The organism is Leifsonia sp. ZF2019, from assembly GCF_019924635.1.
Classification (GTDB): domain Bacteria; phylum Actinomycetota; class Actinomycetes; order Actinomycetales; family Microbacteriaceae; genus Leifsonia.
Genome location: NZ_CP065037.1, coordinates 2,189,972 through 2,202,764, shown reverse-complemented (window position 1 = coordinate 2,202,764; position 12,793 = coordinate 2,189,972). Strand labels below are relative to the sequence as shown.

General features: G+C 70.4%; 12 protein-coding genes and 1 tRNA gene. 5 read left to right on the top strand and 8 right to left on the bottom strand.

Going from position 1 to position 12,793, the window contains the following annotated elements; genetic code table 11:
- Position 1: 1 nt before the first annotated feature.
- On the bottom strand, positions 2 to 886 hold the full coding sequence (locus IT072_RS10810) for a helix-turn-helix transcriptional regulator (RefSeq protein ID WP_223356371.1): 885 nt from the start codon (positions 884 to 886) through the stop codon (positions 2 to 4).
- Positions 887 to 1,030: 144 nt separating this feature from the next.
- Between IT072_RS10810 and IT072_RS10805 the strand changes: the two genes are divergently transcribed.
- Positions 1,031 to 2,062 carry an NAD-dependent epimerase/dehydratase family protein gene (locus tag IT072_RS10805; protein WP_223356368.1) on the top strand — a complete coding sequence of 344 codons (1,032 nt, stop codon included), beginning with the start codon at positions 1,031 to 1,033 and terminating at the stop codon, positions 2,060 to 2,062.
- A 31-nt stretch (positions 2,063 to 2,093) separates the two neighbouring features.
- On the opposite strand, the gene IT072_RS10800 is transcribed toward IT072_RS10805, so the two are convergent.
- Positions 2,094 to 2,792: a hypothetical protein gene (locus IT072_RS10800; protein WP_223356366.1), complete on the bottom strand. Its 699-nt coding sequence runs from the start codon at positions 2,790 to 2,792 to the stop codon at positions 2,094 to 2,096.
- A gap of 338 nt (positions 2,793 to 3,130) precedes the next feature.
- On the opposite strand from IT072_RS10800, the gene IT072_RS10795 reads away from it, so the two are divergent.
- Positions 3,131 to 3,619 carry an FBP domain-containing protein gene (locus tag IT072_RS10795; protein ID WP_223356364.1) on the top strand — a complete coding sequence of 163 codons (489 nt, stop codon included), beginning with the start codon at positions 3,131 to 3,133 and terminating at the stop codon, positions 3,617 to 3,619.
- Between the two features lie 25 nt (positions 3,620 to 3,644).
- Here IT072_RS10795 and IT072_RS10790 read toward each other — a convergent pair whose 3' ends face one another.
- The 6 genes from IT072_RS10790 to IT072_RS10765 all read right to left on the bottom strand — a co-directional run bounded on the left by IT072_RS10790 (position 3,645) and on the right by IT072_RS10765 (position 7,613).
- Entirely contained in the window at positions 3,645 to 4,487 is an 843-nt protein-coding gene (locus IT072_RS10790) for a class II glutamine amidotransferase (protein WP_223356352.1), read from the bottom strand.
- 113 nt (positions 4,488 to 4,600) lie between these two features.
- Positions 4,601 to 5,020 (bottom strand): VOC family protein, encoded by a 420-nt coding sequence (locus IT072_RS10785; RefSeq protein ID WP_223356349.1) that lies wholly within the window; start codon positions 5,018 to 5,020, stop codon positions 4,601 to 4,603.
- Between the two features lie 70 nt (positions 5,021 to 5,090).
- The gene (locus tag IT072_RS10780) at positions 5,091 to 6,161 is read right to left on the bottom strand and encodes a zinc-ribbon domain-containing protein (RefSeq protein ID WP_223356346.1); all 1,071 of its coding nucleotides are present in this window, start codon (positions 6,159 to 6,161) and stop codon (positions 5,091 to 5,093) included.
- A 25-nt stretch (positions 6,162 to 6,186) separates the two neighbouring features.
- Positions 6,187 to 6,942, bottom strand: a complete 756-nt coding sequence (locus IT072_RS10775) for a methyltransferase (RefSeq protein ID WP_223356331.1) — start codon at positions 6,940 to 6,942, stop codon at positions 6,187 to 6,189.
- A 92-nt stretch (positions 6,943 to 7,034) separates the two neighbouring features.
- A tRNA-Val gene (locus IT072_RS10770) sits at positions 7,035 to 7,107 on the bottom strand.
- Between the two features lie 32 nt (positions 7,108 to 7,139).
- Positions 7,140 to 7,613, bottom strand: coding sequence for a peroxiredoxin (locus IT072_RS10765; protein WP_223356328.1), 474 nt, complete (start codon positions 7,611 to 7,613; stop codon positions 7,140 to 7,142).
- Between the two features lie 225 nt (positions 7,614 to 7,838).
- Here IT072_RS10765 and aceE point away from each other — a divergent pair, with 225 nt between their 5' ends.
- From aceE to IT072_RS10750, 3 genes are all read left to right on the top strand, one after another.
- On the top strand, positions 7,839 to 10,565 hold the full coding sequence (aceE, locus tag IT072_RS10760) for a pyruvate dehydrogenase (acetyl-transferring), homodimeric type (protein ID WP_223356325.1): 2,727 nt from the start codon (positions 7,839 to 7,841) through the stop codon (positions 10,563 to 10,565).
- An 8-nt stretch (positions 10,566 to 10,573) separates the two neighbouring features.
- Positions 10,574 to 11,782, top strand: a complete 1,209-nt coding sequence (locus IT072_RS10755) for a PucR family transcriptional regulator (RefSeq protein ID WP_223356322.1) — start codon at positions 10,574 to 10,576, stop codon at positions 11,780 to 11,782.
- Between the two features lie 85 nt (positions 11,783 to 11,867).
- A complete protein-coding gene (locus IT072_RS10750) occupies positions 11,868 to 12,788 on the top strand; it encodes an ACP S-malonyltransferase (protein WP_223356319.1) in 921 nt (306 codons plus the stop codon).
- Positions 12,789 to 12,793 lie beyond the last annotated feature (5 nt).

Sequence of the window (12,793 nt, the reverse complement as noted above, 5' to 3'; positions counted from 1 at the left end):
GTCAGCGGTGGATGCCCTCCACTCGGACGGGCGGATCGGCGACGGGTCCCGGCTCCGCGGCGAGGGCGCCCAGCAGCGCCAGCCGCTCGGCCCCGTCTGCGCCGGCGGGGTGGTAGAGCACCAGCACGATCCCATCGGTCCCGGTGACCAGGAGCTTCTCGCGGTGCACGGCGAGGGCGCCGACAACGGGATGCTGGAAGGTCAGCGTCCCGCCCTGCCGTTCGCGGACGTCGTGCCGGCTCCACAGCCGCCGGAAGGTCGGGCTCGCTATCGACAGCTCCCCCACGAGCTCGACCACGCGCGCGTCGCCCGCGTCGGCCCCCACCGACCGGCGGAATCCGGCGATCAGTGCGGCGGAGGCGGCCTCCCACTGCGGGAAGAGCGCCTGCTCGGCGGGATCGAGGAACACGTCGCGCAGCCGGTTGCGGCCCGCGACGAGGCGGGGTGACAGCGCCGTGGCGAGCGGATTGGCGCACAGCACGTCGAGATACCGCCCTTCGACGAACGCCGGGAACGGCAGCTGCGGTACGAGGGCGGCCAGGCTCGGGGGGACGGACTCGGGGCGCGCCCGCCGCGGGCGCCGCGGCCGGTCGTCGTCGCGCACGAGTCCCAGCAGGTGGGCGGTGCCCTCGTCGTCGAGCTGCAGGACGCGCGCGATCGAGCGCAGCACCTGCCCGGACGGGTGCCGGTCGCGGCCCTGCTCCAGCCGGAGGTAGTACTCGGCGCTGATCCCCGCGAGCAGGGCGACCTCCTCGCGCCGCAGCCCGGCGACGCGGCGGGTGCCGTGCACAGGGATGCCGAGGGTCTCCGGCGCCACGAGCTCGCGGCGCGCACGGAGGAACTGCCCCAGCAGGTTCTGCTCGCCGCGGTCCGTGTCGCCGTCCATTCCCCCACGGTACTCATCGTCGGGTGCGCCGTGCCTGTCCCCGCGGGTACCAGTGTCGCGGGAGCCCTGGATGCGCCGGGCCGCACGCAGGACGATCGGGACATCCGACCCGCCCGTGCCGGGCGGCCCACGAAGGGACTGCCCATGACGCGACGCGTCCTCGTCACCGGAGGCTCCGGCTTCATCGCCGGCCACCTCATCCTGCAACTGCTCGACAGCGGGGCGGAGGTGCGCGCCACCCTGCGCTCCCTCGACCGCGAGCCGGCGGTGCGCACCGCCCTACGAGACGCCGGAATGACGAGGGACGATGCCCTCGCGTTCACCGCGGCCGATCTGCTGGATGACGCGGGATGGGCGAGGGCGATGGAGGGGGTCGACGGCGTCCTTCACGTCGCATCGCCCGTGCACCTCGGCCCGGTGACCGACGAGAAGCAGGTCATCGCTCCCGCTCGCGAGGGCACGCTTCGCGTGTTGCGGGCCGCCCGCGACGCGGGGATCGGCCGCGCCGTCGTCACCTCGGCCTTCCACGCGGTCGGCTTCGGCCACCCTCCGCTCGACCGCGCCTTCACCGAGGACGACTGGTCCGTGCTCGACGGCCCCGGGATGGACGCGTACGGGCGCAGCAAGGTGCTCGCGGAGCGCGCCGCGTGGGAGTTCGCCGCCGGGGCGGGGGCGGGTATCGAGCTCACCACCATCCTCCCCGTCGCCGTCGTCGGCCCCCTGATCGGTGACGGACTCTCCGGCGCCAACAACCTGGTGCACCGCGTGCTCACCGGCGCGCTGCCCGGCTACCCCGACGTCGCCGTGCCGCTCGTCGACGTGCGGGATGTCGCCGCGGCGCATATCGCCGCGCTCACGGCGGACGGCGCAGCAGGCGAACGTCTCCTGCTCACCAGCCAGGAGGATGCAGTGCCCCTGGCCGACGTGGGCGCCGCGCTCCGCAGCACCCTCGGCGACCGCGCCCCGAGGGTGCCGACCGCCTCCCTGCCCTCCGAGGCCGTCCGTGCCGCGGCACAGGCCGACCCCGGTCTGCGCCCGCTGGCCGCCGAGCTCGGCTACCGCAAGAAGGTCTCTGGCGAGAAGGCCCGGCGGATCCTCGGGGTCCGACCACGGAGCTGGCAGGAGGCCGTGACCGCGGCGGGCGAGAGCATGCTCGCGCGCGGGCTGGGCGGCTGACGGGCGCTCAGCCGGCCCGCGCGTGAGCCGGTCAGCCGATCAGGGACACGGCGCGTGCGATAACGAGCGCCAGCAGAACGAACCCGGAGAACGACTCCAGCGCCATCAGCAGCTTGGCCCGGTGAGTGAGCGGCATCGCGTCGGTCGCACTGAAGGCCATGGAGTTCGACAGCGACGAGTAGAAGTAGTCGATGTAGTTCGGGACCCAATCCAGGCTCCTGCTCGACCCGCGCGCGACCTCCTCGACGGTGTCCTGGTCCTCGTCCTGCGGGAACCGGAAGTCGGCCAGCGGGATCTCGTGGCGCGGTCGCGTCACGCGCACCACCGGTCCGCCGCGGTCCATCGTCCAGAACACCAGCGCGAAGGCGATCACGTTCGTCACCCAGACCTGCAGGGAGGCCAGCAGGATGTCCGCCCCGTCGCCGTGGCGGTTGAGCAGCCGCACGATCGTCTCGACGAACGCCACCTGGTTCACGACGAGTATCAGCATCGCCAGGGCGAACTCCGCCCAGCGCGACCAGCGCGACTCCCGGCTGAGCCGGTGGGGGTTGTAGATGATCAGGGCGACGAGCATCAGCAGGCAGACGCCGACCACGAGGTACCGCTCCAGCGCGGGCACGACGCTCGGGAGCAGTGCGTAGCAGGCGAGGGCGACGAGCGTCGCGATCACCGCGGGCCAACGGTGTTCGGGCGCGACATCGCGCGCCCTGCTGTCGTCTTCGTCGTCCACCGCTCGACCATACGCCGGGTCTGCGCGGATCACGGTGCCGGGTTCCGTGGCAGCACGGTCATTGACGGGTGCGTGCGCCCGCGCCGCTCGGCCTCGTCACCGGAATCGCCGCGCTCGCGCTGTGCCGGGACGGACGCGCGGTCGACGCTGCCGCAGTGGAGGCGTAGACTCCCGTCTCGTGTCTTCTCTCTGCTCCCCTCGGCCCTCCGGGCGTCTGGAGGTCGTCGGCGCCCTGCGCGCCGGCGTGAGATAGCCCTGTCCCCCGCTCGGTGACACCGGGCGTGCCGTCGTGCGCGCCCTTCTCTCAGGACAGACTTCTCGACACGTTAGGCATCCTCATGCACACACTCACGGACGCGCGCATCCGCGCCTCCTTCGTCAACACCTCCCTGCGCGAGCGCAAGGAGCTCTCCCTCCCGGACCTCGACGCGGTCGCGTGGGACGACATCGACTTCCTCGCCTGGCGGGACCGCAAGCTCCCGAACGTCGGCTACGTCGTGGCCATCGTCGACGGCGAGCCCGTCGGCGTGCTGCTGCGGCGCGCCGAAGGCTCCGTCCGCGCCCGGCCGCAGTGTTCCTGGTGCGAAGACGTCCACCTTCCCAACGAGGTGGTCTTCTACGTCGCCAAGCGCGCGGGCAAAGCGGGTCGCGACGGCAACACGCTCGGCACCCTGGTCTGCTCCGCGTTCGAGTGCTCGGTGAATGCGCGCAAGCGGCCGGCGACCGCCTACATCGGGTTCGATGTCGAGGCGGCGCGTCAGCAGCGCGTCGACACCCTGCGCGAGCGCGTCGACGCGTTCGTGCGGCGGGTGCTCGGCGAGGGCTGAGCCGCCGCCGGCACGGGGCGGGCGGTCACTCCCCGTCGTCCAGGAAACGTTCGTGGTGGAAGCCGGAGTCGTCCAGGATGGCGACGGTCGACTCCGGCACTTCCACGAACGCCCCCGGGAGATCGTTGAGCGGCTCGGAGACGACCACCTTCGCCGTGTCACCGAACTGGTGGAGCCGGTCGGCCTCCGGGTACATCTCCCGCAGTGCCGGGATCGCCACGGAGTGGAACAGCGTCCGGCTCCGATGCGAGGTCGAGTAGCGGAACGCCCAGAGCGTCGCGCCGTCCGACAGCGCGATGGTGCCCTGCACGGGGAACGCGATCCCCTTCGCCTTCCCCAGGTCCTCGACCCGCCGGATGGCGCGCCCCATCGCCCCCACCGGATCCTCCTGCAGGCCCAGCGTCAATGCCAGGTAGAAGAGCACCTCGGAGTCCGTGGTACCGCGGATCGACGGGTAGAGCGACTCGTCGACCGAGAACGTCAGGTCGCGCTTGATGCTCGTGAAGCCGTCGAGGAAGCCGTTGTGCATGAACATCCAGTTGGCGTGCCGGAACGGATGGCAGTTCGTGCGCTGGATGGGCGGCCCGCTGGCGGCGCGCACATGCCCGAAGAACAGCGGGCTGGTGATCGACTCGGTCAGCTCCCGGAGGTTCTCGTCGTGCCAGGCGGGTTCGATGCTGTGGAACAGGGCGGGAACGCTGCCGGCGGTCGACCCCTCCGGATACCAGCCGAAACCGAAGCCGTCGCCGTTCACCGTCTCGGCGCCCAACGGCGAGTTGAGCGACTGGGCGACGAGCGAGTGCTGCGCGTCCAGGACGAGGACGGAGGGCCTGAGCGGCTCTCCCGAGTAAGCGAGCCAACGGCACATGCGCACACCTCCGGACGGATCGGCGCCACCCTAGTCCCGTGACCGGGTCCGCGGGAATGCCCGGCGGAGCCGGGGCGCCCAGACAGGGCCGGAGGCGAGCTCTGCGCCGGAGGTCAGCTCTGCGCCGGGGCTCCGGCGATGTTGACGAGCCACTGGGTACCGAACCGGTCGATCGCCATGCCGAAGCTGTCACCCCACGGCGCCTTCGACAGCGGCTCGACGACCGTGCCGCCCTCGATGAGCTTCTCGTAGTAGCCGGTGAGCTCGGCCTCATCGTCCCCGCTGAGCGAGACCGAGATGCTCGAGCCGTTCGCGAGCTCCATATGAGAGGGGACATCGGCGGCCATCAGCGTGAAGCCGGCGGGCGTCACCAGCTGCGAGTGCATGATCCACTCGGCCTCCGACGGCTCCTGGCTCACCTGGAACTCGGCGAAGGTGCTGCGGGTGACGTCTCCGCCGAAGACCGACGCGTAGAAGTCCATGGCCTCCCGGGCCTGGCCGCGGAAGTTGAGGTATGGGTTGAGCGTCGACATCGGGTCTCCTTCGTCCGGACGATTCCTTCCTCAGCGTACCCAGTGCCGGCGGGTCGCACGAGGGCGGAGTTCAGCGCAGGTAGGCGGCCACCAGCAGGTCGCCGCGGATCTCGCCGAAGCGCTCCAGGAGGCGCTCGACCACGGTCGCCGACACTGCTCCCGCCACGATGTCGAAGGGGCCGATCGGCCGCAACGGGCTGCAGCGCACGCGCACGACCTCCCACCCGGCGGCGCGCAGCAGGCGGTCCTTCCTCCGATCCGACGCCTCGCGCGGGCCGACGTGCTCGAGGCCGCCCCGCCCCGTGGTGTCGTACTCGATCGCGATCCGGAGCTCCGGGATGACGATGTCGGGCCAGACCTCCAGGTGGGAGTGGAACGGACGCGCGACCCGCACGGCGTTGCAGTCGAGATCCACGGCCAGCCGGTCGGCGAGGCGCTGCTTCAGGGCCGGCTCGGCCGCCGACGCGGGTGCCGGTGCGTAACGGCTGTGGAACGCCTCCCCCACGGCGCGGCGGCCCGCACCCTCGCGGGCGTGGCGGCAGACCGGGCAGCGGCGCCCGTCGATGATGCGCTCGATGCTGGCCCGGAACGCCGGGTGCCCCTCGGCGCACTGCCACGAGTGCGTCGCCGCGGAGCTGTTCTCGGCCGACACCGCCGCACGCGAGCCCGGCGCCGCCAGGGTCACCAGCTCCTCCCGCGTCATGCGCGTGCGGTCGAGCCGGCGGCAGAGCCAGCAGCGGTCGTCATCCGGGTCGCTCTCGAGCCGGCGCGGATCCCGTGCGTGTCCGCACTGGTGCGGCGTGGCCGTCGGATCCGCGGCCGGACGCACGCGGCGCGGCACGGCGGCCTCTGCACAGAACGGGCACCAGGCCGAACGGCGGCGTGTGCCGCTCGGCCGGGCGCGCTGTTCGGCGGGTGTGGCGATGAACCGGTGCCCGGAGTCGCACTCCCAGAGCAGATAGACGTCCGCCGCAGGCGGAACCTGGGTCAGGACGATGCCGTGGTTGAGGTCGGGATGGTACTGGCGGATGAGTGTGGGGTAGCGCTCCCAGTCACCGCGATAGCGGCCGACGGAGTAGGGCACGGCGACTCCTTTGGACCACTGGCGGCGGGCCCACCACTGCTCGACGTTCTCCGGCACGCCGTCACCCTATGCGCGACCACCGTCACAGCACGTAGGGCAGCAGTGCTCGGCGGCCGGCGGGATAATCGGGGAACGTCTCCCGGTACCAGCGATGGTTCGCCAGCGCCCGCGGCGCGAGGTTCGCGATCGTGTAGAGGGCGAACGACGCACCCGCCAGCGACCACGTCGCGATCGCCCACCCCGTCCACTCCACCATCTCGCCGAGGTAGTTCGGGCTGGAGACGAAGCGGAAGCCGCCGCCGTGCGGGATGCGGTAGCCGCCGCGCCCGTCGCCCCGCAGCCTGCGCAGAACACGGTCGGACGAGACGTTCAGCGCGTAGCCCGCGCTGAACAGCACCACGCCGATCCAGAACCGCGGATCCGCCAGCCACGCGGTCGGATACGAGCCGTACTCCGAGATCCATCGCGCGTTGACCCACGCGTTGAGCAGGTTGAACAGGATGGCCAGCAGCATCACCGCGACCGGCATCCGCGATCCCGAGCGCATCAGGAGCGGGTAGACGAACGCGCGCTGCACATAGTGCGCCTGCCACAGGAGCAGGAAGAGCAACGGCACGAGCTCGCCCCGATGGGCCCCCAGCAGGTAGAAGACCAGGAACAGGATCGACGCGGGGCTCTCCATCACGATCCAGCCGATGCGGGCCGGGACGGTGGGTCCCCACCCGCTGCGCCCGTGCCGTCCGCCGTACGGCGCCACGATGAAGCACAGGGCGACGAAGGTGACGGCCGCGAGCGCCAACTCGGCGTAGACGAACCAGCGGTACGCTCCCTCGGGCATGACGCGAGTCTACTCAGGCGGCACGATTTGGACCGAATGTGGGGAGAACGAGCCGCTTTCGCCACATTTGGTCCAAATGGCGGTCGGAAGAGTGGGCCCTGCCGGGATCGAACCGACGACATCCACGGTGTAAACGTGGCGCTCTACCAGCTGAGCTAAAGGCCCTGGTGCCCCCAGCCTAGCGGGGGCGCAGCCGGTCAGCCGACGTGGACGGGGAGCTGCTCGAGGGCGGCGCGGTAGGCGTCGAGGGAGCGGGCCTCGCCGGGGGCGGTGATGAAGGAGGCGCGGATGATGCCGGACTCGTCGATGAGGAAGGTCGCGCGGTTGGCGAAGCCCTTCTCGGGGAGGAAGACACCGTACTCCTTGGCGATCTCGCCGTGCGGCCAGAAGTCGGCGAGGAGGCTGAAGTCGTAGCCCTCCTGTTCGGCCCAGGCGCGCAGGGTGAACTTCGAGTCGACGGAGATCGCGAGCAGTTCGACGCGGTGGTCGTCGAAGAGGGCGAGGTTGTCCCGGAGGGCGCAGAGCTCGCCGGTGCAGGTGCCCGAGTAGGCGAGCGGGAAGAAGACGAGCGCGACCGCCTTGCGGCCACGGAAGTCGGAGAGGCGCACGGGCTGGCCGTGCTGGTTGAGCAGCTCGAAGTCGGGAGCCTGGGTGTCGTTCTCCAGAGCCATGAGGTGTGAGTCGTCCTTTCGTCGCCCGCGTCGCCTCACGGGACCAGGAGGCTCGCGCAGGCGCACGAGGAGACAGCATAGACCGACCAGCTCCGCGTGCCAAGGACGCGGTCACAGGGAGGGGCGGAGTGAGGCTAGGCTGATCGATGGTGCCCGCTCGTTTGTCGTGAACCGACAGCGGTGCGAGCCGTCCACGATCCATCCGACACAAGAAAGAGGTCGAGGGTGACTGTAAACGACCAGGACCCGTACTCGGTGAACAACATCGACTCGGACCCGGAGGAGACCGCCGAATGGCAGGAATCCCTCGACGCACTGGTTGCGGCTCACGGCCACGAGCGTGCTCGTGAAATCATGCTGAGCCTGCTCAAGCGCTCCAAAGAACTGCACCTCGGTGTTCCGATGGTCCCGACAACGGACTACATCAACACCATCTCGCCCGAGAACGAGCCGGAGTTCCCCGGCGACGAAGAGGTCGAGCGCCGCTACCGGGCGTGGATCCGCTGGAACGCGGCCATCCTCGTGCACCGCGCGCAGCGTCCCGGCATCGCCGTCGGCGGCCACATCTCGACGTATGCCTCGAGCGCGGCGCTCTATGAGGTCGGCTTCAACCACTTCTTCCGCGGCCAGGACCACCCGGGCGGCGGGGACCAGATCTTCATCCAGGGCCACGCCTCCCCCGGCACCTACGCCCGCGCGTTCCTCGAGGGCCGGCTGAGCGCCGACCAGCTCGACGGATTCCGCCAGGAGAAGTCGCACGCCGGCGGCGGCCTGTCGTCGTACCCGCACCCGCGCCTGATGCCGGAGTTCTGGCAGTTCCCGACCGTGTCGATGGGTCTCGGCCCGATCAACGCGATCTACCAGGCGCAGCTCAACAAGTACCTCACCAACCGCGGCATCAAGGACGCCTCCGACCAGCACGTCTGGGCGTTCCTGGGCGACGGCGAGATGGACGAGGTGGAGTCGCGCGGTCAGCTGCAGGTCGCGGCCAACGAGAAGCTCGACAACCTGACCTTCGTCATCAACGCGAACCTCCAGCGCCTCGACGGCCCGGTGCGCGGCAACGGCAAGATCATCCAGGAGCTGGAGAGCTACTTCCGCGGCGCGGGCTGGAACGTCATCAAGGTGATCTGGGGCCGCGAGTGGGACGACCTGCTCGCCCGCGACACCGACGGCGCGCTCGTCAACCTGATGAACCAGACGCCCGACGGCGACTACCAGACGTACAAGACCGAGAACGGCGCCTATGTGCGCGAGAACTTCTTCGGTCGCGACCCGCGCACCCTGAAGCTCGTCGAGGACTACAGCGACGATCAGGTCTGGGGTCTCAAGCGCGGCGGCCACGACTACCGCAAGGTCTACGCGGCGTTCAAGGCGGCCGTGGAGCACAAGGGTCAGCCCACCGTCATCATCGCGAAGACCATCAAGGGCTACGGCCTCGGTCCGTCGTTCGAGGGCCGCAACGCGACCCACCAGATGAAGAAGATGACGCTGGACAACCTCAAGACGTTCCGCGACGCCATGCGTATTCCGATCACGGACGCGCAGCTCGAGGAGAACCCCTACCTGCCGCCGTACTACAACCCGGGACCGCAGGACGAGGCCATCCAGTACCTGCACGACCGCCGCCGCGCGCTGGGCGGATACCTTCCCGAGCGGCGCACGAAGTACACGCCGCTGAACCTGCCGGAGGACTCGGCGTACGCGATCGCGAAGAAGGGCTCCGGCACGCAGGAGATCGCCACCACGATGGCGTTCGTCCGGCTGCTGAAGGATCTGCTGCGCTCGAAGGACTTCGGGCACCGCATCGTGCCGATCATCCCGGACGAGGCGCGGACCTTCGGTATGGACGCGTTCTTCCCGAACGCGAAGATCTACAACCCGAACGGCCAGCACTACACCTCGGTCGACCGCGAGCTGCTCCTGGCCTACAAGGAGAGCCCTCAGGGCCAGATCATCCACGTCGGCATCAACGAGGCGGGCGCCCTCGCGGCGTTCACCAACGTGGGCACCTCGTACGCGACGCAGGGCGAGCCGCTCATCCCGGTCTACGTCTTCTACTCGATGTTCGGGTTCCAGCGCACCGGCGACGCGATCTGGGCGGCCGGCGACCAGATGGCGCGCGGCTTCATGATCGGCGCCACCGCCGGCCGCACCACGCTGACCGGCGAGGGCCTGCAGCACGCCGACGGCCACTCCCTGGTGCTCTCCAACACGAACCCCGCGGTCGTCTCGTACGACCCGGCGTACGGCTACGAGATCGGCCACATCGTCCGCGCCGGACTCGAGCGCATGTACGGCGGCAACCACCCCGACCCGAACGTCATGTTCTACCTCACGGTGTACAACGAGCCGATCGTGCAGCCGGCCGAGCCGGAGGGCGTGGATGCGGACGGCATCGTCCGCGGCATCTACAAGCTGGCCGCCGGACAGCAGCAGGGCCCGAAGGCCCAGCTGCTCGCATCGGGCGTCTCGGTGCCGTGGGCGCTGGAGGCCCAGCACCTGCTCGCTCAGGACTGGGGTGTGTCGGCCGACGTGTGGAGCGTCACCTCGTGGGGCGAGCTGCGCCGCGACGGCCTGGCGGCGGAGGAGCACAACTTCCTCTACCCCCAGCAGGAGAAGCAGGTGCCGTACGTCACCCGCAAGCTCCAGGATTCCGAGGGCCCGTTCGTCGCCGTCACCGACTACATGCACGCCGTGCCGGACCAGATCCGTCAGTTCGTGCCCGGTGAGTACGCAACCCTCGGCGCCGACGGCTTCGGCTTCTCGGACACCCGCGCCGCCGCGCGCCGGTTCTTCAAGATCGACGGCCCGTCGCTCGTCGTCCGCACCCTGGAGCTGCTTGCGGCCCGGGGGCAGGTCGACCCGAACGCGCCGGCCTGGGCGATCGAGAAGTACCTGCTGCACGACGTGAACGCCGGGACCACCGGCTCCGCGGGCGGCGAGTCCTGACGACCCCCGTGCCGAAGCAAGTCGAGAGGACCAAGGCCGAGACCCTTGCGTGGCTGCGCAAGATCTCGGGCGAGCTCGCCACGACCACGCTCAAGCGGCTCGAGGACACTCTCCCCTGGTACCGCGACATGCCGCCCGGCCGCCGCAGTGCGGTCGGGCTGGTCGCACAGGCCGGCATATCGTCGTTCATCTCATGGTTCGACGACCCCCGCTCGACCCCGTGGATCGCGGCCGACGTCTTCGGGGCGGCTCCTCGTGAGCTGCTCCGGAGCGTCAGCCTCCAGCAGACCCTCCAGCTCATCAAGATCACCGTCGAGGTGGTCGAGGAGCGGGTGAAGGTCGGCGGCGGGGAAGCGCTGCGGGAGGCCATCCTTCTCTATTCGCGCGAGATCGCCTTCGCGGCGGCGGACGTCTACGCCCGCGCCGCGGAGGCGCGGGGCTTGTGGGACGCGCGCCTGGAGGCGTTGGTCGTCGACAGCATCCTCACGGGTGAGTACGACGACGAGCTCCCGAGCCGGATCGCCGCCCTCGGCTGGCACGGCCACGGAGAGGTGAGCGTACTCGTCGGCACGGCCCCGCGGATCCTCGATGTCGACCAGTTGCGCCGCACCGCACGCCACATGTCCGCCGACGTGCTCATCGGCGTGCAGGGCAGCCGGCTGGTGCTGGTGATCGGCCGTGCCGTCCCCAACGACGGCACCGCGGAGGAGTCCATCGGGACGGCCCCCGCGGTCAGCTTCCTGGAGATCGCCCAGCAGCTGGAGCCGGAGTTCGGCGCCGGTCATCTCGTGCTCGGTCACGAGGTGGCGAGCCTTGTCGACGCCTCCAAGAGCGCGAAGGCCGCGCTGGCCGGTTTCGCCGTGGCGAAGGCGTGGCGCAACTGCCCACGCCCCGTGCACGCGGACGACCTCCTGCCCGAGCGCGCTCTCGCGGGCGACGGGCTCGCGCGCGCGACGCTGATCACCCGCATCTACAAGCCGCTGCAGGCGTACTCCAGCGAGCTGCTGACCACACTGTGGTGCTATCTCGACAACGGCCGCTCGTTGGAGGCCACGGCGCGCGAGCTGTTCGTGCACCCGAACACGGTGCGTTACCGCTTGAAGCGCGTCTCGGAGGTGATCGGCTGGGATGCGACCGGCGCCCGGGAGGCGTTGATCCTGCAGGCGGCTCTCATCGTGGGTTCGATCAACGAGCCGGAGCCCTCCCGGCGCGGCTAGCGTTGTAGACCTCCACAAAGCTTTCGGAAAAACTTCGTACCCATTCGACACATCCGCACGGCGGAAGATTGGCAGACTGAGTCAAGTGATTGTGATCGTGTGCCCGGGCCAAGGTTCCCAGACCCCCGGCTTCCTCGACCCCTGGCTGACCGAGACGTCGTTCCGCGACCAGCTCACCGGCATCTCCGACGCGGTCGGCATCGACCTCGTCGCGCACGGCACGGTCAGCGACGCGGACACCATCCGCGACACGGCGGTGGCGCAGCCGCTGATCGTGTCCGCGGGGCTGCTGACGCTGTCGGCGCTCTTCGCGGACGGCCGCCGGGACAGGATCGGCGGCATCGCCGGCCACTCGGTCGGCGAGCTCACCGCGGCCGCCGGCGCGGGCGTGCTGAGCGAGACGGACGCCGTCGCCTTCGTGCGCGAGCGCGGCGCCGCCATGGCCCGCGCCGCCGCGGAGACGCCGACCGGCATGAGCGCCGTGATCGGCGCCGACGAGGCCGAGCTGCTCGCTCAGCTGGACGCGCTCGGTCTCTCCCCCGCCAACTACAACGGCGGCGGTCAGATCGTGGTGGCCGGAGCACTCGACGCCCTCGCGGCCCTGGGCGAGAACCCGCCGGCCCGCGCCCGCGTCATCCCGCTGCAGGTCGCCGGCGCGTTCCACACACGGTACATGGCGCCCGCCGTCCCGGTGCTGTCGACCTTCGCGGAGACGCTCACCACGCAGGACCCGACCCTGCCGCTCTGGACGAACAAGGACGGATCGCGCGTCACCGATGGCGCCGCGTTCCTGCGCCTCCTCGTCGGCCAGGTCTCGTCGCCCGTGCGCTGGGACCTCACCATGCAGTCGTTCCAGGAGGCCGGAGTCACCGGCATCATCGAGTTGGCCCCGGCCGGCGCGCTCGTCGGCCTCGCCAAGCGCGGGCTCAAGGGCGTCCCGAGCGTCGCCATCAAGACGCCGGAGGACCTGCCCGCCGCGTTCGACCTCATCGACCAGGCCGCCTAGGAGGA

What these genes read in the sequence shown, in the direction of transcription:
- IT072_RS10810 (WP_223356371.1), bottom strand. Translation starts at nt 886, where the DNA reads ATGGACGGCGACACGGACCGCGGCGAGCAGAACCTGCTGGGGCAGTTC.
- IT072_RS10775 (WP_223356331.1), bottom strand. Translation starts at nt 6,942, where the DNA reads ATGCCCGAGGGAGCGTACCGCTGGTTCGTCTACGCCGAGTTGGCGCTC.
- IT072_RS10785 (WP_223356349.1), bottom strand. Translation starts at nt 5,020, where the DNA reads ATGTCGACGCTCAACCCATACCTCAACTTCCGCGGCCAGGCCCGGGAG.
- IT072_RS10790 (WP_223356352.1), bottom strand. Translation starts at nt 4,487, where the DNA reads ATGTGCCGTTGGCTCGCTTACTCGGGAGAGCCGCTCAGGCCCTCCGTC.
- IT072_RS10765 (WP_223356328.1), bottom strand. Translation starts at nt 7,613, where the DNA reads ATGGCTCTGGAGAACGACACCCAGGCTCCCGACTTCGAGCTGCTCAAC.
- IT072_RS10795 (WP_223356364.1), top strand. Translation starts at nt 3,131, where the DNA reads ATGCACACACTCACGGACGCGCGCATCCGCGCCTCCTTCGTCAACACC.
- IT072_RS10805 (WP_223356368.1), top strand. Translation starts at nt 1,031, where the DNA reads ATGACGCGACGCGTCCTCGTCACCGGAGGCTCCGGCTTCATCGCCGGC.